General features: G+C 50.6%; 23 protein-coding genes and 1 other annotated feature. Of the genes, 3 read left to right on the plus strand and 20 right to left on the minus strand.

Annotated elements, in window-relative coordinates; translation table 11 throughout:
- Positions 1–40 precede the first annotated feature (40 nt).
- The 14 genes from LK04_RS06170 to hisL all read right to left on the minus strand — a co-directional run bounded on the left by LK04_RS06170 (position 41) and on the right by hisL (position 11,657).
- Positions 41–1,156 (minus strand): succinylglutamate desuccinylase/aspartoacylase family protein, encoded by a 1,116-nt coding sequence (locus tag LK04_RS06170; RefSeq protein ID WP_039327834.1) that lies wholly within the window; start codon positions 1,154–1,156, stop codon positions 41–43.
- A gap of 175 nt (positions 1,157–1,331) precedes the next feature.
- Positions 1,332–2,129 (minus strand): ABC transporter substrate-binding protein, encoded by a 798-nt coding sequence (locus LK04_RS06175; protein ID WP_039327836.1) that lies wholly within the window; start codon positions 2,127–2,129, stop codon positions 1,332–1,334.
- A gap of 66 nt (positions 2,130–2,195) precedes the next feature.
- Positions 2,196–2,672 carry a YbaK/prolyl-tRNA synthetase associated domain-containing protein gene (locus LK04_RS06180; protein WP_039327838.1) on the minus strand — a complete coding sequence of 159 codons (477 nt, stop codon included), beginning with the start codon at positions 2,670–2,672 and terminating at the stop codon, positions 2,196–2,198.
- Positions 2,659–2,994, minus strand: coding sequence for a helix-turn-helix domain-containing protein (locus tag LK04_RS06185; RefSeq protein WP_039327840.1), 336 nt, complete (start codon positions 2,992–2,994; stop codon positions 2,659–2,661). Before LK04_RS06185 ends, LK04_RS06180 begins: the two co-directional genes overlap by 14 nt.
- Positions 2,991–4,307, minus strand: coding sequence for a type II toxin-antitoxin system HipA family toxin (locus LK04_RS06190; protein ID WP_039327842.1), 1,317 nt, complete (start codon positions 4,305–4,307; stop codon positions 2,991–2,993). The genes LK04_RS06185 and LK04_RS06190 overlap by 4 nt, the downstream gene beginning before the upstream one ends.
- A 118-nt stretch (positions 4,308–4,425) precedes the next feature.
- On the minus strand, positions 4,426–5,037 hold the full coding sequence (hisIE, locus tag LK04_RS06195; protein ID WP_039327843.1) for a bifunctional phosphoribosyl-AMP cyclohydrolase/phosphoribosyl-ATP diphosphatase HisIE: 612 nt from the start codon (positions 5,035–5,037) through the stop codon (positions 4,426–4,428).
- Positions 5,031–5,807, minus strand: coding sequence for an imidazole glycerol phosphate synthase subunit HisF (gene hisF, locus LK04_RS06200; RefSeq protein WP_039327846.1), 777 nt, complete (start codon positions 5,805–5,807; stop codon positions 5,031–5,033). Before hisF ends, hisIE begins: the two co-directional genes overlap by 7 nt.
- Positions 5,789–6,526, minus strand: coding sequence for a 1-(5-phosphoribosyl)-5-[(5-phosphoribosylamino)methylideneamino]imidazole-4-carboxamide isomerase (hisA, locus tag LK04_RS06205; RefSeq protein ID WP_039327847.1), 738 nt, complete (start codon positions 6,524–6,526; stop codon positions 5,789–5,791). Before hisA ends, hisF begins: the two co-directional genes overlap by 19 nt.
- Positions 6,526–7,116: an imidazole glycerol phosphate synthase subunit HisH gene (gene hisH / locus LK04_RS06210; protein ID WP_039327849.1), complete on the minus strand. Its 591-nt coding sequence runs from the start codon at positions 7,114–7,116 to the stop codon at positions 6,526–6,528. The genes hisA and hisH overlap by 1 nt, the downstream gene beginning before the upstream one ends.
- Entirely contained in the window at positions 7,116–8,183 is a 1,068-nt protein-coding gene (gene hisB, locus LK04_RS06215) for a bifunctional histidinol-phosphatase/imidazoleglycerol-phosphate dehydratase HisB (protein ID WP_039327852.1), read from the minus strand. Before hisB ends, hisH begins: the two co-directional genes overlap by 1 nt.
- On the minus strand, positions 8,180–9,250 hold the full coding sequence (gene hisC / locus LK04_RS06220; RefSeq protein WP_039327854.1) for a histidinol-phosphate transaminase: 1,071 nt from the start codon (positions 9,248–9,250) through the stop codon (positions 8,180–8,182). Before hisC ends, hisB begins: the two co-directional genes overlap by 4 nt.
- Complete coding sequence (gene hisD / locus LK04_RS06225; RefSeq protein WP_039327856.1) at positions 9,247–10,554, minus strand: histidinol dehydrogenase; 1,308 nt, start codon at positions 10,552–10,554, stop codon at positions 9,247–9,249. Before hisD ends, hisC begins: the two co-directional genes overlap by 4 nt.
- Positions 10,555–10,558: 4 nt before the next feature.
- Positions 10,559–11,458 carry an ATP phosphoribosyltransferase gene (gene hisG / locus LK04_RS06230; RefSeq protein ID WP_034824735.1) on the minus strand — a complete coding sequence of 300 codons (900 nt, stop codon included), beginning with the start codon at positions 11,456–11,458 and terminating at the stop codon, positions 10,559–10,561.
- Positions 11,459–11,512: 54 nt separating this feature from the next.
- Positions 11,513–11,634: a sequence feature (His leader region), on the minus strand.
- Complete coding sequence (gene hisL / locus LK04_RS20630; protein ID WP_100396937.1) at positions 11,610–11,657, minus strand: his operon leader peptide; 48 nt, start codon at positions 11,655–11,657, stop codon at positions 11,610–11,612. Its footprint overlaps the feature before it by 25 nt.
- 180 nt (positions 11,658–11,837) lie before the next feature.
- Between hisL and LK04_RS06235 the strand changes: the two genes are divergently transcribed.
- Both LK04_RS06235 and LK04_RS06240 read left to right on the plus strand, forming a co-directional pair.
- Positions 11,838–12,665: an SDR family oxidoreductase gene (locus tag LK04_RS06235; protein ID WP_039327860.1), complete on the plus strand. Its 828-nt coding sequence runs from the start codon at positions 11,838–11,840 to the stop codon at positions 12,663–12,665.
- Between the two features lie 234 nt (positions 12,666–12,899).
- Positions 12,900–13,949, plus strand: a complete 1,050-nt coding sequence (locus LK04_RS06240) for an acyltransferase family protein (protein ID WP_071885733.1) — start codon at positions 12,900–12,902, stop codon at positions 13,947–13,949.
- A 682-nt stretch (positions 13,950–14,631) separates the two neighbouring features.
- Here the strand turns inward: LK04_RS06240 and LK04_RS06245 are convergent.
- The 6 genes from LK04_RS06245 to puuD form a co-directional block, all read right to left on the minus strand.
- Positions 14,632–16,089 (minus strand): glucosyltransferase domain-containing protein, encoded by a 1,458-nt coding sequence (locus LK04_RS06245; protein WP_039327864.1) that lies wholly within the window; start codon positions 16,087–16,089, stop codon positions 14,632–14,634.
- 202 nt (positions 16,090–16,291) lie between these two features.
- Positions 16,292–17,251 carry a glycosyltransferase family 2 protein gene (locus tag LK04_RS06250; RefSeq protein WP_052205885.1) on the minus strand — a complete coding sequence of 320 codons (960 nt, stop codon included), beginning with the start codon at positions 17,249–17,251 and terminating at the stop codon, positions 16,292–16,294.
- Positions 17,251–17,607 (minus strand): GtrA family protein, encoded by a 357-nt coding sequence (locus LK04_RS06255; RefSeq protein WP_039327866.1) that lies wholly within the window; start codon positions 17,605–17,607, stop codon positions 17,251–17,253. Before LK04_RS06255 ends, LK04_RS06250 begins: the two co-directional genes overlap by 1 nt.
- Positions 17,608–17,821: 214 nt before the next feature.
- Positions 17,822–19,099 carry an NAD(P)/FAD-dependent oxidoreductase gene (locus LK04_RS06260; protein WP_039327868.1) on the minus strand — a complete coding sequence of 426 codons (1,278 nt, stop codon included), beginning with the start codon at positions 19,097–19,099 and terminating at the stop codon, positions 17,822–17,824.
- 24 nt (positions 19,100–19,123) lie between these two features.
- Positions 19,124–19,681, minus strand: a complete 558-nt coding sequence (puuR, locus tag LK04_RS06265) for an HTH-type transcriptional regulator PuuR (RefSeq protein WP_039327869.1) — start codon at positions 19,679–19,681, stop codon at positions 19,124–19,126.
- Complete coding sequence (gene puuD / locus LK04_RS06270) at positions 19,678–20,442, minus strand: gamma-glutamyl-gamma-aminobutyrate hydrolase (protein ID WP_039327872.1); 765 nt, start codon at positions 20,440–20,442, stop codon at positions 19,678–19,680. Before puuD ends, puuR begins: the two co-directional genes overlap by 4 nt.
- Before the next feature lie 213 nt (positions 20,443–20,655).
- Here puuD and LK04_RS06275 point away from each other — a divergent pair, with 213 nt between their 5' ends.
- Positions 20,656–22,071, plus strand: coding sequence for a glutamine synthetase family protein (locus LK04_RS06275; RefSeq protein WP_039327874.1), 1,416 nt, complete (start codon positions 20,656–20,658; stop codon positions 22,069–22,071).
- The last annotated feature ends 97 nt before the right edge of the window (positions 22,072–22,168 follow it).

Below are 22,168 nucleotides of genomic sequence, written 5' to 3' on the forward strand. Positions count from 1 at the left end.
AAAAGCGCCTGGGTATAGTAATATTCAGGCGCTTTAAAAATCACACCACCAACAACTCCCCCTCACGTCCCGCATTCTCTCCAGCCAGCCTCACCACCAGCATCCCCGCCGTCGCAAACTTCATCAAATTCCTCGCATACAGCACGCCACCAAACTCAGCAAACAGCGGCGTCACCTGGTCGGTAATCGGGTCAACAATCTCAGCCACCACTTCACCAGGCTTAATCCACTCACCCAACTTGCGGCGGTTCAATAGCAGCCCAGAGTGCGGCGCATGAATATACTCACAGCCTGCTAACGGCGTGGCTGGGTTAATCAGGGCAGGGGACTCACCCAACTCACCCGCAATGTAGCCACCTTCAATCAGCGCATTGATAATTGCATCGGCATCTTTTTCTGCCTGTTCAGGCTCAACATCTGCCACGCCGCGTAACTCCAGCGTCACTGGCAACAATCCACGCGGCATGGGGTACTTATCACCAAAGCGCTCTGCCAGTGTTAACCACGGCTCGCAGCAGGCTTCATCAAATGGCTCTCCACCTGAAATCTGCGCCAGCAGCTGCACTTCACTGCCTAGCCAGCGCGCCAGCGGTTCGATGTCCTGCCAGGCATGCGGAGTGGTGTAGAGGTGTGGCAGTGCATCCCAGTCGCAGTGCAGATCGATCATGAGATCCGCCTGGCTGGCCATGCGCATCAGGGTAAAGCGCTGCGAATCCAGCTCAGTCTTGGCAATACGGTCGCGATAATGACGGTCAATCGCTTCGCGAATCAGACGTTTGTTTTCGTACTCACTTTGCGTCAGTGAATCCGCAAGTTCGGCGGCCAGGGTTTCACCCAATGCCGGGAAGCGACGGTTGAAATCCTGACCTGATAAGGTATGGAAGCGTCCCAGATGGCTGCCGTGCCAGTGCTGGCCCATCGCTAAGGGGTTGGCGACCGGCACCAGGGTGATCTTTGACTTAAGCTGTCCGGCGGATTCCAGTGCCAGCAGTTTGTGTTTTAAATACCACGCTACCGCCATACCGGGCAGCTCATCACCGTGTAAGGCGGCCTGAATATAGACGCGCTGCTGGGAATCGGTACCGAAGTGGAAGCTAACGATTTCGCGCTGTGTTCCAAGGGAAGCACTCAACAGAGGATGATGTTGCTGTTGCATGAGGTTGTCGATGTCCTGTCTCTACGGCACCTAAAGATTCGTGCCTAAAATTTATTGATTGGAATTATAGTGCTGCTGTGAAAATGAGCGGAATAAAAGCAGTGAATTATGTGTACTGAACAATGGAATCCAGCGGCTGGGCGGCCTGCAGGCCGCCCCTACCAAATACCATACGTTACTGCTGAATGGAGATGTCAGTCGCGAAGTACTTCTTCTGAATCTTGTCGAAAGTACCGTTCTTTTTGATTTCAGCGAATGCGTTATCAAGGGCAGTTTTCAGCTCTTCATCGCCTTTACGCAAACCAATGGCGGTGCCTGGGCCGATGATCGGGTCTTGTACAATCGGACCTGCCAGTTCGAAGTCTTTGCCCTGTGGCTGCTTCAGGAAACCATTAGCAGCCTGAGCTGCATCAGTAAACACCACATCAAGACGACCAGAAATTAAGTCACTCTCAACCTGTGCCTGATCGCCATAAGGCACCACTTGTACACCGTGTGGCTGCCATTTTGCCAGCGCATAGCGTTCCTGTACGGTTCCCTGCTCAACACCCACGGTTTTACCTTTCAGGGATTCAGCGGTCGGCAGCAGACCAGAGCCTTTGCGCGCGATGAGTTGGGTGTGCGTATCGTAAAGCGGCACGGTGAAGTCAATCTGCTTCAGGCGCTCTTCGGTGATGCCCATATCCGAGAGGATAGCGTCGAACTTACGTGCTTTCAGTGCCGGGATCATGCCGTCAAACTGGCTCTCGACCCAGACGCATTTGGCTTTCATCTGCTCGCACAGCGCGTTGCCAAGGTCGATATCAAAGCCAACCAGCTTGCCTTGTGGGGTTTTGGATTCGAATGGAGGATAGGTTGGGTCAACGGCGAAACGAACCTGATCAATCTTTGCCTGAGCGCCAAACGCACAACCTGCCAGTACAGCCAGAGCCAGCGTCTGACGCAGGCGGGCGGTAAAACGAGAACTTGCCATAATAACGGTCTTCTTTTTTCGTGATGTGGAATCACGCAGAGTACCGCTCACCGTCAGTCATGGCAATTAGCAGATTATTTTCATAACGTTACCATTATGCAGCTTGCGGTAATCCGCCACATCCAGCACCACGGATTTCTCCAACAGGCCAGCATTAAAGGCAATTTCGTCGTAGCGTTCGAACAGCATGGGGTCAACCACCAACTGCAAATCCGGATGGAAACTGAAGGGCGGAATGGCACCGAACACACAGCCGGTTAAGGCATCCACTTCTGCCGGAGAAGCCAAGGAAGCGCGACGGCCACCCACCGCTTCAGCGACTTTGCTCAGGTCTGCTTGTTGGTCAGCGGGTAAGATCGCCAGTACGTGCTGTTTGATGCCGTTGCCTTTCACATGGCACACCAGCGCTTTGGCCCCTTGTCCCACCTCTGTCCCGCGGATGGCGGCCACTGCCTCACACTTCCCGGTCGCTTCATGTTCCATGAGTCGGTAACGAGCGTTGTGCTGATCGAGCAGGGCGAGTAGTTTTTCATGAGTGGTCATGAGACTCTCCGTGTTGAATAAGATTGGTGAGTAGTACCTGCATCATATGTGTCTGGCGAGGCAACAAACCCAGCTTCAATCCTAGCGGCTTAAAAGCGCGATTCAATGTCGTCAACGTTATGCTCTCTTTGTCCTGTTCGACATCGGATAAAGTGCGGCGGCTGATCCCCGCTAAGCTGGCATAGCGATCCTGTGAAAATCCCAGCACCTTTTTACGAAGCTGCATTAAGAGTTGACCATGGGTTAACTTCTCCTCAATGAACTGCTGTAGAAGGTCCAATAACATGGCTTCTCGTTCAAAAGGCGTCATCGTTTTCTTCATAACTGCCACCCAGCAATGCGTTCATCCAGATAATTAAAGCCAATACCGGGCATTTCCAGAATAGATTGCGGTACGCCGCGATCGGCAAGTCGTCCTTTCAATCCAGTAAGTTTATTGGCTAACTCACCTAAGCTTTTCAATAGTGTTGCTTCAGGAATGAGATCGTCCAGTTGATGTGCAATCAATTGCCAATTGTAGTGGCCACCCTCTTCATAAGGTGAGCCCCACTGAGTGGTGCGCACCACGCCCTCAGGATCGGCTTTCATCGGGGCAAAGTCATAAACCGGTGCAAGCCACATTCCTGCCGATTTCTTGAGAATGGCACTGTTACGCCCATGATTATCTGAATTACCAAATGCAATATTGAGCATGTCGCGTTTAACCCATTCACTGACCAACTTTTCTCGATGTTCTCCAGTCAGCGCTAATCGATCAACCAGGCATCGAATGACCTCAAAATGATTGAGATAACTCCCCGGCGATTTTTTGATCAGCGAATAGATGGATTCCAGCCCGTACATCACTTTTCTATTTTCAACAAACGCGATATCGAATCGTGGTAGCCAAAGAGAAGGGTATCTTTCACCTTCGCACAACAGCATTGCCTGGGTATCAATCGTGTCGATGCCCATGGCCTGTAACTCATGATAGAAATGATATTCCGCACGCAGAATGTCACAGTCGATTGGGCTGCGTGTACCACGCGGATACTTGACCAGATACGGGGTATCCTGGTTTTGTTGATCGTCTTGCCAAGTATCAATCCATACTTCGCTTTTCGTATTTCGCCTTAAAAGTAGTTTTGGCGCTTCCCCACCAGCACCTGTTGCGCCGCCGCTGGCAGCGCCCATTTGTTGTGCATATTCAAGAAAATCACTGTCTCTCTCAATCGCCCATTCGGCAGGAAAACGTCGAGTTTTGAGTTGGCTATTTTCTGGCAATTGGGGAAGGGAATCTTTGATACGCAAATTTCCAACAGGCGCAATAGTTCCGGCTTTTAACAGTGCGTAATCTTGCTCAGCCGACGATTTTCCCTGTAATCCAAGATGTTGAATCCAGTAACGTCTGCTTGCACCCGCAGGAACAATATCATCAAGGAAGCTAAACCAGGGCTGCGCAAAATGGCTGCCAATTAGCATGACGGGGTAGTTCAGGCTGCAGCTTGCGATATCGTTTCGGTCGAGTTGCTCGGCTGCATAATTGAAGTCATAGGCAAGCAATGTGGCGCTTTCACGCCCCTTAGACGGCTCTTTAACATCAAGCTCGGCAGCGTCGTGCCATTGTCCATCAAGGTAAAGCTGTAGGGTAAGCATGCTGAACCTCCATTGAGCAGTATGTTGCTCAATTTTAGCTAGCTTTATCTTTTTTGAGAAGCATGCTGCTCAAAATCGCCATAAAAAGCCAATTCTGAGCAGCATAGTGCACAATCTGTTACTTATGACGTGCACGCAGGTTATTGATAATGGTGCTCAAATCCAGGTCCTGATCCTGCAACAGCACCATCAGGTGATACAGCAGGTCAGAGGCTTCATTGGTCAGCTCATGGCGGTCATTCACTGTGGCCGCTAATGCAGTTTCCACACCTTCCTCACCCACTTTCTGCGCGATGCGCTTTGTGCCGCTGGCGTACAGTTTTGCGGTGTAAGAGCTTTCCGGATCGGCACTCTTACGTGAAGCCAGCAGCTGCTCCAGCTGATACAGGAACGCCCAATCAGGTGCGGCAGGCGAGAAGCAGCTTGATGTGCCCAAGTGGCAGGTCGGCCCAATCGGATTCGCCAGCACCAACAGCGTATCGTTATCGCAATCAGGTGTGATGCTCGCCACCTGCAGGAAGTGACCTGAGGTTTCACCTTTGGTCCACAAGCGGTTTTTGGTGCGCGAGAAGAAGGTGACGTTGCCTTCCGCCAGCGTCTTTTGCAGCGCTTCCTCATTCATATAACCGTGCATCAGCACTTCGCCAGAGACATTGTGCTGGACGATAACAGGCATCATGCCCGCGGTTTTGGCCCAATCCAGTTTGGCCAGTTGTTCTGCAGTTAACACGCGCGAATCTCCACACCGTTGTCGATCAGGAAGTTTTTCAACTCGCCGATATTGATAATTTGTTTGTGAAACACGGAAGCAGCCAGAGCGCCATCCACGTTCGCTTGCTCGAAGGCTTCGAGGAAGTGCGGCATGGTGCCCGCGCCGCCAGAGGCGATCAGTGGCACTCTACACACGTCACGCACTTTCTTCAGCTGTATCAGATCATAGCCGTTGCGCACGCCATCCTGGTTCATCATATTCAGTACGATTTCGCCCGCGCCCAACTTCTGCACTTCCTGCACCCAGTCGAGGGTTTCCCAGGTGGTGACACGGGTACGTGATTCGTCACCGGTGTACTGGTTAACGTGATACTTGCCGGTTGCTTCATCGAACCAGGTATCAATGCCTACCACGATACACTGCACGCCAAAGCGATCGGCCAGACGGGTAATCAGCGTCGGGTCTGCCAGTGCGGGGGAGTTGATGGAGATCTTGTCCGCACCGAACTGCAGAATGCGCGCTGCGTCTTCCGGGGTTTTAATGCCACCGGCCACGCAGAAAGGAATATCGATCACTTCCGCAACGCGTGACACCCAGCTTTTATCGACGACACGGCCATCTGAAGAGGCGGTGATATCATAGAACACCAGCTCGTCAGCGCCTTCCTGCGCATAACGCTGCGCCAGCGGCACGATATCGCCGATGATTTCGTGGTTGCGGAATTGAACGCCTTTCACCACTTGCCCGTCACGCACATCGAGACAAGGAATTATCCGTTTTGCCAGCATGCAATCGCCTCCGCCACTGTGAATTTATCTTCTAACAACGCACGACCGACAATCACGCCCTGTGCGCCGCTGCCGCGCAAGGCAGCGATATCATCCAGCGAGCCGATGCCGCCAGAAGACTGGAAAGCGATATCCGGGAACGCGGCAGACACCTCTTTATACAGTTCGACGTTGGAGCCGCTCAGGGTGCCATCACGTGAGATATCGGTACACAGCACGTGCTTCAGGCCAACAGGCTGATACCAGCCAATCACTTCTTCCAGCGTCACACCGGCCGCTTCCTGCCAGCCGCTGATCGCCACTTCTTTGCGATTACTGGCGTCGATACGCACATCCAGTGCCAGCACGATGGCATCGGCACCAAACTCGTTAAACCAGCTTTTCACTTCTTCTGGCTGCTTAACGGCGGTGGAGCCAACCACCACACGCGTGGCGCCGGCTGCCAGCAGGGCGGCAACGTCGTCACGATTACGGATACCGCCGCCGACCTGCACTGGCACGTTGACGCCGCGCAGCAGGGTGGTGAGCAGAGGGATCTGGCGCTTAGCCGGATCTTTCGCGCCAGTTAAATCCACCAGATGCAGCACTTCCGCGCCCTGACGTTCGTAATCCTGTAGACGTGGCAATGGATCGCTGCCGTAGTCGCGCTGTTGGCCGTAGTCGCCCTGATGCAGACGCACCACTTTGCCGTCGATTAAATCTAATGCGGGGATAATCATCACATCTCCAGGAAGTTATTCAGCAACTGCGCGCCTGCTTTGCCAGAACGCTCCGGGTGGAACTGCACACCGTAGAAGTTATCTTTCTGCAATGCAGCGGTAAACGGATGGCCGTAATCGCACTGCGCGATGGTGGCGGCATTCACTGGCATGGCGTAGCTGTGCACAAAATAGAAATAGCTACCGTCTGGAATATCACGGAACAGGTGATTGCCCGCTTGTGAGGTAATCTGGTTCCAGCCCATGTGCGGCAGCGGTAGATCTTGCGTATCCATCAACGAGACCGGCTCATTCACCAGGCCCAGCGTGGTCACGCCGCCATTCTCATCGCTACCGCGTCCCAGCAACTGCATACCGAGGCAAATCCCCAGTACTGGCTGCGTACAGGCTTTAATCAGGTCGATTAAGTCACGTTCTTTCAACTGATCCATGGCGGCCTGCGCAGTACCCACGCCTGGCAGCAGCAGCTTATCGGCACGCAGTACCACATCTGGATCGCGGCTAACCACGGGCGTATAGCCGAGGCGCTCAATCGCCCACTTAACCGAAGAGAGGTTGGCGCAGCCGGTATCGAGAATCACCACGTTCATCACAGCACTCCTTTCGAACTCGGCAGGGTGTTGCCATCGACGCGAATCGCCTGACGCAGCGTGCGACCAAAGGCTTTAAACAGGCTTTCTACGCGATGGTGATCGTTCTTACCTTTGGTTTTCAGGTGCAGCGTACTCATCATGGCGTAGGAGAGGGAGCTGAAGAAGTGCTCAACCATCTCAGTGCTGAGATCGCCAACGCGCTGATAGCTGAACTCGGCTTTGAATTCGATGTGTGGACGGCCAGAGATATCCAGCGCACAACGCGCCAGGCACTCGTCCATCGGCAGCACGAAGCCGAAACGACCAATACCGCGCTTGTCACCCAACGCTTTCAGCAGGGCTTCACCCAGCGCCAGACCGGTATCTTCTACGGTGTGGTGATCGTCGATATACAGATCGCCTTTCACATCGATGTTCATGCGGAAGCCGCCATGCACCGCAATCTGATCCAGCATGTGATCAAAGAAGCCAACGCCAGTGTTGATCTTGCTGCCGCCTTCACGGTCCAGCCACACTTCGACTCTAATCTGCGTTTCTTTGGTGTTGCGTTGCACCAGCGCATAGCGGTCACGCTTGGTCAGCTGCGTTTGAATCGCATCCCAGTCAATGCCTTCCGCGCCATAACGCAGGCCCTGAATGCCCATATTCTCTGCCAGCTGAATATCGGTAAGACGATCGCCGATCACATAGCTGTTGGCGGTATCCAGTGCACCTTCTGCCAGCCAGGCTTCCACCATTTTGGTTTTCGGCTTGCGGCAATCGCAGTTGTCTTCAGGCATGTGCGGGCAGATCAGGATGTCGCTGAAGTTCACGCCCTGTGAGGTCAGGATCTGCATCATCAGGTTGTGCGGGCCATCAAAATCCGCCTGCGGGAAGCTGTCGGTGCCCAGACCGTCCTGGTTGGTGATCATCACCAACTGATAGCCCGCATTTTGCAGTGCCAGCAGCGCAGGAATGGCGTTCTTTTCAAACGCCAGCTTCTCCATGCGATCCACCTGATAATCGGTTGGCGGTTCGGAGATGATGGTGCCATCGCGGTCGATAAAAAGGGTCTTCTGACTCATGCTTGCTCCACTGATAAGGCTTGCAGCGCGGCGATCAGGCGCTCGCACTCTTTACGGGTGCCGATGGAGATGCGCAGGCATCCCGCAAGGCCGGGGTTTTTGTTTTGGTCGCGCAGAATAATGCCTTGATCCCACAGCGTTTTAAACACTTTTGGCGAATCGGTGAAGCGCGCCAGAATGTAGTTGGTTTCGCTCGGGAACACCTGCTGCACCATGCTCAGCTGTGCTAACTGCTCAAACAGCCAGGCGCGGTTAGCGTTAAGCTCCGCCACGTGCTGACGCATCAGCGCGATGCCTTGCTCGCTCAGCGCCTGGCCCGCCACATCGGCCACCGGGGTGGCCAGCGGATAAGGAGCGATGACCTTCATCAGCAGGTCGATAACCGGTTTGTTCGCCAGGGTGAAGCCACAGCGCAGGCCCGCCAGCGCAAAGGCTTTCGACAGCGTGCGCAGAATCACCAGGTGTGGATACTCTGTTAACCATCCCGCCAGTGTCGCTTCCGGGCAGAACTCGATATAAGCTTCATCGGCGACCAGCAAGGCTTTACCGGCGGTCATGTCGAGTAATTTGCGGATGTCGTCAGGATTGATCAGGTTGCCGGTCGGGTTGTTCGGGCTGCACATGTAGACCACTTTCACACCGTCCAGTTGCTCGGCAATGGCAGGCAGATTCAGTTGCCAGTTATCCAGCGCGGCGACGGTGCGATACTCAATGCCGATGGTTTCGGCGCTGACGCTGTACATGCCATATGTCGGCGGGCAGAACAGAATCGCATCTTTTCCCGGCTCGCAGAAAGCGCGCATCAGCAGTTCAATGCCTTCATCGGCTCCACGGCAGGTCAGCACTTGTTCTGGCGACAAACCGGCATAGGCGGCGTAGCGCTCAATCACAATTTTAGGCTGACACTCTGGATAGCGGTTCAGGGTTTGCTGAGACAGTTCAAACGGCACCGGCAGCGGGAATTCGTTGGCGTTCAGCCACACATCACCGTTACCCCCTAAACGACGCGCAGAGAGATAAGGCGTCAATGCACGCACGTTGGCGCGGGCTAAATCTTCAATGCTCATGCTTGCTCCTTCAGCGCGGCAACCCGCAGGGTAACGGCGTTTTTGTGGGCTTCTAACTGCTCAGCGGCAGCTAAGGTTTCAATGGTGGCGGCCAGGTTGAGGAAGCCTTGCGGCGTCAACTCTTGCACCGTCATACGTTTCTGAAAATCCGCTAACCCCAGGCTGGAGCAGGTGGATGTATAACCGTAAGTCGGCAAGACGTGGTTGGTGCCGGAAGCGTAATCGCCCGCAGATTCCGGTGACCAGTCGCCGAGAAACACGGAACCGGCGCTGGTGATCACATCCACCAGATCGCGTGGCTGGCGCGTTTGAATGATCAGGTGCTCTGGACCATACAGGTTAGAAATTTCCACGCACTGTGCCAGATCGCGCAGCACAATCAGACGGCTGCTTTCCAGCGCCTGGCGTGCGGTTGCGGCGCGTGGCAACTGTGCCAGCTGCGCTTCAACCGCCAGCGCGACGCCTTCAGCCAGCTTCAGCGAAGGTGTCAGTAAGATCACCTGCGAATCAGGGCCGTGTTCCGCCTGGGACAACAGGTCAGAGGCGACAAACGCCGGGGTTGCACCTTCATCCGCAATCACCAGCACTTCAGACGGGCCGGCAGGCATATCAATCGCCGCGCCATCCAGACGTTGGCTGACCTGGCGTTTGGCTTCCGTGACGTAGGCATTGCCTGGACCAAAGATCTTGTCCACTTTAGGCACGGTTTCGGTGCCAAAAGCCAGAGAGGCAATCGCTTGCGCACCGCCTACCTGAAACACTTCCTGCACGCCACACAGTTGCGCCGCGTACAGAATCTCATCGGCAATCGGCGGCGGTGAACAGAGCACCACACGACCACAACCGGCAATACGTGCTGGCGTGGCCAGCATTAATACGGTTGAGAACAGCGGGGCGGAGCCGCCAGGAATATACAAGCCAACGGATTTCACCGGGCGGGTAATTTGCTGGCAGCGTACGCCTGGCTGCGTCTCAATATCCACTGCGGGCAAAATCTGTGCATTGTGGAAGGTTTCAATGTTAGCTACCGCAACCGCCATCGCCTGCTTCAGCGTATCGCTCAGGCGATCGCTTGCCGCTTGCATCTCTTCAGGTGTGACGCGCAGGTTTTCCACCTGCGCTTTGTCGAAGCGCGCGCTGAACTCGCGCAGCGCGTCATCGCCTTGTTCTTTCACTTTCGCCAGCACATCGCGCACGATTTCACTGATGCTCGCCGACGCGGAAATCGCCGGACGCATCAGCAGCGCTTGCTGCTGCTGTTCATCACACTGTTGCCAGTCAATCGGGGTCATGATTGTGCTCATGCTGTTACTCCAACATTTTTTCGATTGGCAGTACGAGGATTGAGCTGGCACCCAGCGCTTTCAGTTTTTCCATGGTTTCCCAGAACAGGGTTTCGCTGCTGACCATGTGCATCGCGACGCGGCTGACTTCACCTGCCAGCGGCAACACGGTAGGGCGCTCGGCACCTGGCAGCAGGGCAATGACTTCTTCCAGACGTTCGCTTGGCGCGTGCAGCATGATGTACTTAGATTCACGCGCTTTAATCACGCCCTGAATACGCGTCATCATTTTGTCGATCAGTTCTTGTTTCGCCGCTGGCAACTCGCCGTCACGCTGAATGAGCACCGCTTTAGAACGGTAGATCACTTCTACTTCACGCAGGCCGTTGGCTTCCAGCGTGGCACCGGTAGACACCAGGTCACAAATCGCATCCGCCAGACCAGCGCGTGGCGCCACTTCAACCGAGCCGTTTAGCAGGCAGGATTTGAAAGAAACGCCTTGTTTATCAAGGTATTTCTTCAGCAGGTGTGGATAAGAGGTGGCAATACGTGAGTTTTGCAGGCACTGTGGACCGGTGTATTCGGCATCCACTGGCATCGCCAGGGACAGACGGCAACCGCCGAAATCGAGGCGACGCAGGGTGAAGTAACGTGGATCTTCGCCTTGCGCGCGGCGGTCCAGCAGCTCTTCTTCTAATACGTTTTCACCGACGATTCCGAGATCAACCACACCGTCCATCACCAGGCCTGGGATATCGTCATCACGCACGCGCAGGATATCGATAGGCATGTTCTCCGCAAACGCAATCAGACGCTGCTGCTGAAGGTTAATTTTGATACCGCAGCGGGCCAGCAATTCGCGTGATTCATCACTTAAACGGCCAGATTTCTGCATAGCTATGCGAATACGGGTGTTATCTAACATGTTTCCTGTCCTCTTATTCAATCCTGTCTGAACTCAGTTGGGTTGCGTCCGCCCATAAAAAAAACCCCGGAAGATGATCTTCCGGGGGCTCTCTTTGCGTTCGCACCACTGGAAGATCCTAATCGTCTCCCAGCACACATCGCCTGAAAGACTAGTCAGGATGATGGTGATGATGGTGGTTGAACTGAACGCGTGTCATAGTAAATTCCGTTGCTGAATGAGTATTCATTTGCGTGCTGATTAACCTAACGGAGATAGCCGCTTTTGGCAACCCTTTTTTAACGTCAGTTCTCGGAACCTTCCGCAACAGTTTGCGCTGGTTTGCCATACGCGCTGGGACTAAGATGAAGTGTCTTAGCGCTGTAAAGCAGGAGTCGGTATGAAAAAAGTCGCGATTGTAGGTCTGGGATGGCTCGGTATGCCGCTGGCAATGGCGTTAACGGCACGCGGCTGGCAGGTCACCGGCAGCAAAACGTCCCCGGATGGTGTCGATGCTGCACGTCGCTGCGGGATTGAGGCGTTTCAACTGGTGCTGACACCCGAGATCGAGTGTGAAGCAGATGAGTTAGCTACGCTGATGGCGGTGGATGCGCTGGTGGTGACCTTACCTGCCAACCGCACCGTACAGGGTGGCGAAGATTACATGCAAGCGGTGCAGAACGTGGTCGATACCGCCTTAGCACATAAAGTCCCCCGCATTATTTTTACCAGCTCGTCATCGGTGTACGGCACCGGTTCCGGCGTGATGAAGGAGAGTAGTGCGCTTCAACCTGAAAGCGTCGCCGGTAAAACACTGGTAGAGCTAGAAAACTGGCTGCACGATCTGCCTGGCACCAGCGTCGATGTTGTGCGCCTCGCCGGGTTAGTCGGACCGAATCGCCATCCAGGGCGTTTCCTGGCAGGTAAAACCGGGTTGGATAATGGTGGTCACGCCGTCAATCTGGTGCACCTGGATGATGTGGTGGATGCGATTGTGCTGTTGCTACAAACACCGAAGGGCGGCCGGGTGTATAACCTCTGTGCCTCGAAACACCCCGCACGTGATGACTTTTATCCGTTTGTTTCCAAACAGCTTGGCTTGGTGCCACCGACGTTTGCGGCTGAGGCTGAGCGAACAGCTGGCAAAGTGGTGGATGGCTCGAAGATTTGCAACGAGCTAGGGTTTGAGTACAGCTATGATGACCCGATGAAGATGCCGTTAGAGTGATTTGTGGGTTAATTGCGCTGTTATAGGGCAGCGCATTAATAGAAACCGAACGTATGAGTCGAACATTAAATTATTCATGTAGTAACTTAATTCGAATGTTGGCGATTATAGCCCTGAAAACCCGCAATCTTAAGCGAAAAAAATTACCCATAATTTAGTAAAGATATTGGTGCCTATTCTTTAGGGAAGCGTTAACATAACGACATGATACTTACCCAAAGATATGGCGAATTTATGGATAATCGCAATTGTACGATTGACTGTTTTAGGGCAATGGCCGTTATTCTGGTTTCTTTCTATCACGTATATCGACACATAAACCCTAATTTTACTGTATTAGGATTGAATGTTTACAATCCCATTTTAAACGGATGGATGGGGGTTGGTATATTTTTTGTTATATCTGGATATTGTATGGGGATGGCAACAAACTCCATGCAGTCCAGAGGGGTAACCTTAACCTTATATAGGAAATACCTCGCAAAAAGATTCTTTAGAATCTCAGTCCCATATTATTTTGCGGTAATTTTTTGGATAGTAGCAGTCAATATATTTCACTTATTACCCAAAAGCGCAGGTTTGATAGATATTTTTACGCATGTTTTATATATTCACAATTTTAACATTAAAACAATGTATTCTATCTCGGGTGTGTTTTGGTCACTAGCTGTAGAAATGCAGTTTTATTTAATGCTGCCAGTGCTAATGGTAATCTTCAATAGTGATATCAAGAGGGTGTTGCTTGTCATATTTCTTTTCGGATTGTCATTGTCCATCCATCTAATCGCATCTGATAATGTTATTTTGACGTGGGGTATTGCATCTTATCTCTATGTTTTTATTTTAGGGTGGGTTCTTTATCTGAAAAAAGATGCTCTCAAGGGTTACTTAAGTGGCAGGGCACAGTTATATTTCTTGATTGCTCTGTATGTATCAATGATGTGTATAGATCCAATTTATATCAAGGTTAATAAGTTTTATGAGCTTTTGGTTTCATCAGTGTTTGGTTTGCTAATGGTTTCTGTTATGAGTCAAAGTATCACGCAAAACCTTCGAAATTCATTTTTCGTAAGATTTTTTTCATGGATTGGAAGAATGTCATTTTCTATATATCTTTATAATTACATTTATGTAGCATTTGGCTTTCCATCCAAAAGTTCATATGGTATTCCTCTGGTCGCATTTATTTTAGTCTTTGGGATTTTTATGTATTATATGGTGGAAAGTCCATATGAAATTATTAGAAAAAGAAATTTCAATAGTAGTGCAATGAGCACCAAATAACCCCCCCACCATCCCGTACAAACCAAGTGATAGGGCAGAGTAGCATCAATTCAGCCTCTGCACGCTCTGATCGGCACCAACGTAGATGAATATATTAGACACCTCGGTGGGTTAGTCAGACCAAACCGCAATTCAGGACGTTCCTGGCGGGCAAAATAGGGCTGGATAATGGCTCGCACCTGTCTATCTGTTGCATCTTGTTGATGTTGTGAATGTAGTTTTACGGTGATCGTCCGGTTACCTAACCTTGCGCTTATGGACACACACTGCGCATGACGACTTTTATCCGTTTGTTTCAAAGCTGGTGGGATTAAGGCCCCCGACATTTGCGGCAGAGTAGGAGCGATACAGGTAAAGTGGTTGATGGTGCGAAGATCTGCAATTAGCAGGGATTTGATTACCGTTATTTAGGCCTAGTAAAAATGCCGCTTTAGTGATTATGGAGTACTGAAATTTCATTGGACAGCACATTAATAAAAGCTTATAAGGTAATTTTTTAAACTTACAATTTAAATTTTTTGAATGTTATTGAAAGTCAAAATTCACAACTTTACTTCACGTTATGTTTACATGGGGTCGTATATTAATCAATGGATTATATAAAAGTAATCTTTAGTATTTTAACTGGAATTAACTTGTTAATTTGGAGGGCGTGCATAAAGTATGCCCTCCAAATTTTATTCTAGAATGAAGTCGAACAATATTTTATTATGTAATTATTATTATCCCTCATAATAGAGCCATTTTGTGGCCAGCAAGGCATGTTTTCTATTTTCGCATGATTCTCTTTTATAATACGATCATCAACACGCTGTAAACTCAAGAAGCTAGTCATGTTTATATATTGAACTATTCTGCTGTCACCATACTGGAAGAATGACATCCCGAAGTTTTCGGAGTTATTTGGCTTCCATTTATTATTCAGAGGATCATTGCCATAAAAGTAAATTTTATCTCTTCTAGCTGAGAATGTTGGATACTGCCTGAAAAGGTCGCTCAGCATCATCTGGCTTAACTGGGTGTCTTGTTGATTTGTTACGTAATCTGCGTAAAACATCCTGTTTGAATTTGCTGAGCCTATACAAAGAAGGGTTAATGATACAGCGTAAAGAAATGTTCTTTCTACATCAAAAAATGTAATAACTACAAGTGCTGCAAAGCAAATGGGCATCTGCGTAAGCGTTCTTGCAGGCAGCCATGATCCAGTAATTATATCCAGAGAAAATGGGAAAAGATAAACGCAAATTACAACAAGTACCGGATAAATATTTTTTCTTGATATAGCATGCGCGATCACTGCAATTATTGAGCAAATTGTTATCCAATAGATCCCTAATCCGAAATGAGATTTGTTAGCCAACCTCCACTTTAAGTGGGTAAAAATCCCCTTCAAAACATTACTGGATGAATCCTTACCCCATGATGCCATATCGGTCAGGTACGATGTAGGAGGGATATGGGTTATCCTTTGAACTAAATGTGTTGCAATTGAATAGAATGCATAAACAGAAATAATGAGAGACAAAAGGAAAAGTATCTTCTTTAATCCATTTTTCAATGATGAATTACCATTCATTGAATTAATGAGTTCTCTACTTAGTATTAAAGCCACTGGCATTAAAATGATGCTCTGATATATTGACATTGACATGATGCCCATGACAATAAATGCAAGAGATTTGATTATCCATTTCAGTTCCCCATCAAAAACCATAGCCATTAATGTTGCCAGAAGTATCGAAATAGACAATGTGTCAGCTTGATTCTGGAATTGAAATTGATATGCCAAAAGAGGAATTGATGCACAAATTATAGAGAAGCAAATTGATTTGTGCTTTTGCTCGAAGAGATAGGTTCCAGCTAATGCTGTTGCAATACTTGTTATTACTATGGATAAGGCCATAGTAAAAAATGGTGCGAATGGTTCAGGAAGAATATATTTCCTAATGATGGCGTGGCCCCATCTTCCAAGCTCAATTGTATGATGGTAATTATCAAAAAAGTCTTCATCAATTGATAAGGTGAAATGAGTTAGTTCGAACCCATACATGACGCAGTAAGAAATAAATGCTGCGAAAAAAGCATATTTAAATGTATTAAGTTTTTCATGGTTAAAATCAATCGATTTACAAAGACTCATGTGGGGTCCTTCTTAATGCTTCTGTAAGAATAATCATTGTTTTTTTGTGGGGCATGCAATTTCCATGATGTAACTCGTACTGTTTTAGCAGCAACGGCCTGGCTTTCAGGATGTAATTAAGCTTCACTATATTAATCCTCGAATTGATCTATCAAGCAATCTCATTTCTTATTGTCATCAGTATTGTAAGTTGATAAGCATGTTAGTTTGTTTTTTTTTTCATGTTATCTTCACAAACCTGCGGTGTCATTTTTTTTGATTTTATATATCTAGGTCGCCCTTTGCTCTCAATATAAATCCTACCAATATACTCACCAAGCACACCAATGCCGATAAGTTGAACGCCACCTAAAAACAGCATTGAAACCATAATCGAAGGATAACCCTTTACTGGGTTACCCCAAAATATGGTGTCTATCAACATCCATGCGCCATAGATAAAGGACAGGGCAGCAACAAACAACCCAATATACGTCCATATTCTGAGTGGGAAGGTTGAAAATGAAGTGATCCCTTCTAATGCGAGATTCCACAACTTCCAACCATTAAACTTGGTTGTGCCAGCTACACGATCAGCGCGGGCATATTCTACAACGGCTGTTTTACCGCCGACCCAACTCAGTACGCCTTTCATAAATAAATTACGCTCTTGAAGCAGTTTGATATTTTCAACCACCTCGCGTGACATCAAGCGAAAATCACCCACGTTCTCTTCAATCTTAGGTGAGCTGATTTTGTTGTGTAATTTATAAAACCATTCGGCTGTTTTTCGCTTCAGATGAGAGTCCGTACTACGGTCAACCCGTTTAGCGAGTACGATGTCTGCACCTTGTTGCCATTTCTCAATCATCTGAGGAATGACTTCAATAGGATCCTGCAAGTCGACATCAATAGGGATAATGGCGTCGCCCGTTGCGGCTTCTAGCCCGGCAAAAAGTGCCGGTTCTTTACCAAAGTTACGGGTAAATGAAATGTGCTTCACCAGGCTATCATTGGCTTCTAATTGCGTTAACACTGCCTCAGTGCTGTCGGTGCTACCATCATTAATAAAAACCAACTCAAGGCTGTGTTCTTTAAAGGGGGCAAATTCGCGCACAGCATTATAAAAGAGGGGAATGGCCTCCTCTTCATTTAACACTGGAACGATCAAAGAAAATTTCATTAACTTTTCCTAAACACAAAAAACTTCGAATAGACGAAGCCGCAAACCAGACTCAGTGCGGAGAAGAAAATCAGTGTCACGATGGGGTTAATATGAAGGCGGTCTGCTGTCCAACCGACTGACACCGCCATGGCTCCCATAAAGAATATATAGAGGAAATATCGCGCGGTGGTGGCTTCGGCGTTAAAGGTCCATTTCGCATTGGCGAAGAAGGAGAATGTGACAGCAACACAGAAGGCAGCAAGGTTAGCCATAGATTGCTTGGCACCACTGGCTAAGAGCGCACCAAAAACTGCCCAATGGATGGCTGTATTAACCACTCCGACAGAGGTATACCTCGCAAACAACCTAAGCATTTCTGCACCCTTAAAATGAAAGTGCCTGATCCTCGCATTACCGTAGGGTTATAGCAAGTTTTGGTAAGAGAGTGAGAGTGATGCGTAAATTGCTGCGAGTGCGTGTTGCATAATGATCTGAAAATTAACTCACATTGTACTGATGGTAGCGGCGCGATTTATCGCGCGTTTTTTAAACCCGCGCAATGAATTGCGCCGCTACAATGCGTTGCTCTTAAACCCCCAACCGATCCCGCAACGCATACCACACCGCGCCCATCGCCGTAAGCGGCACCTTAAACCGTCTCCCTCCCGGGAACGGCAGGTGCGGCAGTTTCGCGAACGCATCAAATCTCTCCGCATGCCCGCGCAGCACCTCAGCGATCAACTTCCCTGACAGATGTGTACAGGTCACGCCATGTCCGCTATCCCCTTGCATAAAGAACGCATTTTTCTCAACCTGCCCAAACTGCGGCATGCGGGACAGCGTGAGCAGGAAGTTACCGCTCCAGCGGTGGCTAATCTTCACATCCTTTAGCTGCGGGAAGGTCTTCAGTAGTTTCGGTCGAATCAGCGCTTCAATATTATCCGGCTCACGCGCGCCGTACACCACACCGCCGCCGTACAGCAGGCGGTTGTCGGCGGTCAGGCGGAAATAATCCAGCAGATAATTACAGTCTTCAACGCAGTGGTTATTCGGCAACAAACCCAACGCCTGGTCACGGCTCAGGGGCTCTGTAGTGACGATCTGTGAACCGCACGGCATGCTTTTGCGGCTCAGGCGTGGTTCCAATTGCGAGGGCAGATAGGCATTACCTGCAAATATCACAAAGGTTGCTGTCACTTCGCCTTTAGCGGTTCTCACCCGATGCGGTTCGCCATATTTCACATCCAGTGCTGCGGACTGTTCGTAAATGCGACCACCGTGGCGGCGAATCGCTTCGGCTTCACCCAGTGCCAGATTCAGCGGATGCAGATGCCCGCCGCGCTTGTCCAGCAATCCACCGACGTAGCGATCGGTTGCCACCTCACGCCGAATACCGCGTTCATCCAACAGCTCTAAATCGTGATTACCATAACGCGCCCAGTTGGCTTTTTGACTGCGTAAGTGGCCCATCTGACGTTGATTGAGCGCGGCAAAAATACCCCCGGGGCGATAGTCACAGGCAATGGCGTAACGATCGATACGATCGCGGATAATCTCCGCGCCTTCAAACATCATGCTGCCGAGCATGGCTGCCACATCTTTACCGTAACGCTGCTCAATCACATCCACATCACGGCTGTAGGAGTTTACCACCTGGCCGCCGTTGCGCCCGCTGGCACCAAACCCGACTTTGGCGGCTTCGAGTACCACCACATCGTAACCGGCTTCGGTCAAAAACAGTGCAGAGGAGAGGCCAGTAAACCCCCCGCCAATAATACACACGTCACACTGCACGGACTCCTGCAGTTCTGGCCAGACTTCATGCGCGTTAGCCGTGGCCGCGTAATAACTTCCTACATGTTGCATGAGACCCTCCTTTAACGCGGGACGTTAAAAATTTGCCGGCGTATGCGCACTAATAATGCGACACGGTTGCTCTGACGTATTGGTAAAACTGTGTGGCAATCCGGTATCGATCACGTAGCTCTCGCCACAATTGAGATGATAGCTTTGGCCGTTCACCACCAGGGTGATTTCGCCCTCCAGCACGGTGCCGGTCTCCTCACCAGGATGGCGCAATTTCTCACCGGTGCTGGCGCCGGGTTCATAACGCTCCAGTAGCATCGCCAGTGCGCGCTTTTCTGCACCGTTCTCTACCAGACGCAAGGAGACGCCCAGACTGCCGATTTCCACGCACTCTTCCGGGCGCACAATCACACGTGGCGTACTGTTCACTTTCGGCTCGGAGAAAAACTCCGACAGCGACAGGCCATACACCTTGAGCAACTTCTGTAAGGTGCTTAACGCCGGGCTGACTTTATCCTGCTCAATGGTGCTGATGGCACTGTGCGTTAATCCTGACAACTCAGCGACGCGACGCTGAGACAATCCCAACTCCTGCCGGATTTGCGACAAACGTCGTCCGGGCGCCAGAGTGGCATCATTCATGGCTGTTTTTCCTTGTGGTAACAGACAGCAGCGTGGATAAAGGCCGCGAACAGACGTTGCGAGGCCGGATCTTGATCGGAATGCCACTCCGGATGCCACTGCACCGCCAGGGCAAACGGGTGCTGACGTAAACTCACCGCCTCAATCAGCCCATCAGGCGCACGCGCTTCAATGCGTAACTGCGGGCCTGTTTCGCGAATCCCTTGACCGTGCAAAGAGTTCACGGCAATCGCGTTAGCACTCCCCAGGACTTGGCTCAGTAGCCCGTCGGCTTCTGGTTGCACTTCATGCACCGGTGCGTATTGCTGTTCGAGGGGCAGCGCATCATCTTCCCGATGTTCCTGGAAAAGATGCGTCATATGCAGTTGGCGATACAGGGAGCCACCATTTGCCACCACCAGCTCTTGCAGGCCGCGGCAAATGCCAAAGATCGGCATCTTCTTGCCGATGGCATGGGTAATCAAACCGAAGGCGAGACGATCGCGCGCCGGATCGGCATGCTCCTCTTTCCCTTCTTCGCCGTAATGCCAAGGTTCAATATTGCTCGGGCTGCCGGTCAGCAAAATGCCATCCAGCAGCGTCATACTGTTTTCTAATAGATGGGGGGCCTGCATCAGTTGATGCGGTAAAGGCAAGGGCACACCACCGGCAAGGACGATGGCATCAAGATATTTATTGTGAACCGTCTGCCCGAGATGGTTGCCAATGTGGTTCTGACACATCACTACGCCAATCAAGGGTTTGTCAAAAATAATGCCCATAACGTCTCCGCGTTGCTGTTCAATATTTTCACCGTTTTTGCGGGGCTGGTCTAAAAAGTGTGCAATATATTGTCAATCTAGCAACCGTCTGTTCGTTCTTCCACCAGATTTGTTACATTTGCACACTTTTTGCGTTGGAGCTATGTTAGAAGAGTGGCTGTTATTTTGAGCATTGCGCGAACCAATACTAAACGGTAAAGGGCGGGTGGGAACATGACGAACCTCGTAGAAGTAGAAGACTTCACGCGGCACAGTGAAGAGAAACGAACAAGCGCGTTCCAGCTGGAGGTTAAAACCTGGCTGGAACGCCATCCTGAAACGCAGTATGTCGATATTCTTCTTAATGATTTAAATGGGGTGTTTCGCGGTAAGCGCATTCCCATTGCCGCACTGGCAAAACTGGATAAAGGCTGTTATTTCCCCGCCTCGGTTTACGCCATGGATATCCTCGGTAATACCGTCGAAGAAGCCGGACTCGGACAGTCACTGGGCGAACCCGACAACCTCTGCATGCCAATTCCTGGCACCCTAATCCCTTCAGGCGCCGATCCACAACGTATCGCGCAGCTGTTACTCACCATGTGTAACCAAGATGGCACTCCCTTTGACGTTGAACCCCGCAATGTCCTCAACCGCTTGTGGCAGCTATTGCGCAATCGAGGGCTATTCCCGGTGGTAGCGGTAGAGCTGGAGTTCTATCTGGTCGATAAAAAGCGTGATGCGGAGGGCTATATCCAGCCGCCGTGTGCGCCGGGTAGTGATGAACGCAATATGCAGAGCCAGGTTTATTCGGTCGATAATCTCGACCATTTCGCTGATGTTCTGCGTGATATTGACGATCTTGCTCGACAGCAGGGCATTCCTGCGGATGGCGCGCTGGCGGAAGCGTCCCCAGGCCAGTTTGAAATCAATCTGCATCACACCCGCGATATCTTAAAAGCCTGCGATCACGCGGTTTTACTAAAACGTTTGGTACGTCAGGTCGCTGAAAATCACGGTATGACCGCCACCTTTATGGCGAAACCCTATGAGGAGTACGCCGGTAGCGGGATGCATGTGCATATCAGTATGCTGGATGCGGCAGACCACAATGCGTTCTCCCTCGATGATGGCAGCGACTCACCTTTGTTGAAGCGTGCGCTAGCCGGAATGATTGATTTGATGCCCGCTTCAATGGCGCTGCTGGCGCCCAACGTCAACGCCTACCGCCGTTTCCTGCCGGAAGCCTATGTGCCGTTACAGGCGTCATGGGGGCACAACAACCGGACGGTGGCGTTGCGTATCCCTTGTGGCGATGCGGATAACCATCGCGTGGAGTATCGGGTGGCCGGGGCAGACGCAAATCCTTACCTGGTGGTGTCAACAATTCTTGCCGGAATCTTGCATGGTCTGGATACTCAGCTACCCTTACCACACCCGGTGCAGGGCAATGGTCATGAGGCGGAGGGGCTGCCATTGCCTGTTCGCCAGAGTGATGCGCTGTATGAGTTTGAGAACAGCTATCCTCTGCAAAAATTGTTGGGTGAGCATTTCAGCGGGGTCTGGCATAGCTGCAAACAGAATGAGTTGATGCAGTTTGAACGGCTTATCACCGCCACTGAAATCGACTGGATGTTGAAAAACGCCTGACCGGGAGAAGAATTTCGCTAACGTCTTGTGCCGATGGCATAAGTTGGGGCAAAATACGCCCCCTGCAAAATGCAAAACATAACCGACGCTTATAACG

The organism is Pantoea vagans (assembly GCF_001506165.1).
Lineage (GTDB): Bacteria > Pseudomonadota > Gammaproteobacteria > Enterobacterales > Enterobacteriaceae > Pantoea > Pantoea vagans_C.

Bases quoted from the DNA above. Each gene is read 5' to 3' on its own strand.
- LK04_RS06170 (WP_039327834.1), bottom strand. From the start codon at position 1,156: ATGCAACAGCAACATCATCCTCTGTTGAGTGCTTCCCTTGGAACACAG.
- LK04_RS06175 (WP_039327836.1), bottom strand. From the start codon at position 2,129: ATGGCAAGTTCTCGTTTTACCGCCCGCCTGCGTCAGACGCTGGCTCTG.
- LK04_RS06180 (WP_039327838.1), bottom strand. From the start codon at position 2,672: ATGACCACTCATGAAAAACTACTCGCCCTGCTCGATCAGCACAACGCT.
- LK04_RS06185 (WP_039327840.1), bottom strand. From the start codon at position 2,994: ATGAAGAAAACGATGACGCCTTTTGAACGAGAAGCCATGTTATTGGAC.
- LK04_RS06190 (WP_039327842.1), bottom strand. From the start codon at position 4,307: ATGCTTACCCTACAGCTTTACCTTGATGGACAATGGCACGACGCTGCC.
- hisF (WP_039327846.1), bottom strand. From the start codon at position 5,807: ATGCTGGCAAAACGGATAATTCCTTGTCTCGATGTGCGTGACGGGCAA.
- hisA (WP_039327847.1), bottom strand. From the start codon at position 6,526: ATGATTATCCCCGCATTAGATTTAATCGACGGCAAAGTGGTGCGTCTG.
- hisH (WP_039327849.1), bottom strand. From the start codon at position 7,116: ATGAACGTGGTGATTCTCGATACCGGCTGCGCCAACCTCTCTTCGGTT.
- hisB (WP_039327852.1), bottom strand. From the start codon at position 8,183: ATGAGTCAGAAGACCCTTTTTATCGACCGCGATGGCACCATCATCTCC.
- hisC (WP_039327854.1), bottom strand. From the start codon at position 9,250: ATGAGCATTGAAGATTTAGCCCGCGCCAACGTGCGTGCATTGACGCCT.
- hisD (WP_039327856.1), bottom strand. From the start codon at position 10,554: ATGAGCACAATCATGACCCCGATTGACTGGCAACAGTGTGATGAACAG.
- hisG (WP_034824735.1), bottom strand. From the start codon at position 11,458: ATGTTAGATAACACCCGTATTCGCATAGCTATGCAGAAATCTGGCCGT.
- LK04_RS06235 (WP_039327860.1), top strand. From the start codon at position 11,838: ATGAAAAAAGTCGCGATTGTAGGTCTGGGATGGCTCGGTATGCCGCTG.
- LK04_RS06240 (WP_071885733.1), top strand. From the start codon at position 12,900: ATGGATAATCGCAATTGTACGATTGACTGTTTTAGGGCAATGGCCGTT.
- LK04_RS06245 (WP_039327864.1), bottom strand. From the start codon at position 16,089: ATGAGTCTTTGTAAATCGATTGATTTTAACCATGAAAAACTTAATACA.
- LK04_RS06250 (WP_052205885.1), bottom strand. From the start codon at position 17,251: ATGAAATTTTCTTTGATCGTTCCAGTGTTAAATGAAGAGGAGGCCATT.
- LK04_RS06255 (WP_039327866.1), bottom strand. From the start codon at position 17,607: ATGCTTAGGTTGTTTGCGAGGTATACCTCTGTCGGAGTGGTTAATACA.
- LK04_RS06260 (WP_039327868.1), bottom strand. From the start codon at position 19,099: ATGCAACATGTAGGAAGTTATTACGCGGCCACGGCTAACGCGCATGAA.
- puuR (WP_039327869.1), bottom strand. From the start codon at position 19,681: ATGAATGATGCCACTCTGGCGCCCGGACGACGTTTGTCGCAAATCCGG.
- puuD (WP_039327872.1), bottom strand. From the start codon at position 20,442: ATGGGCATTATTTTTGACAAACCCTTGATTGGCGTAGTGATGTGTCAG.
- LK04_RS06275 (WP_039327874.1), top strand. From the start codon at position 20,656: ATGACGAACCTCGTAGAAGTAGAAGACTTCACGCGGCACAGTGAAGAG.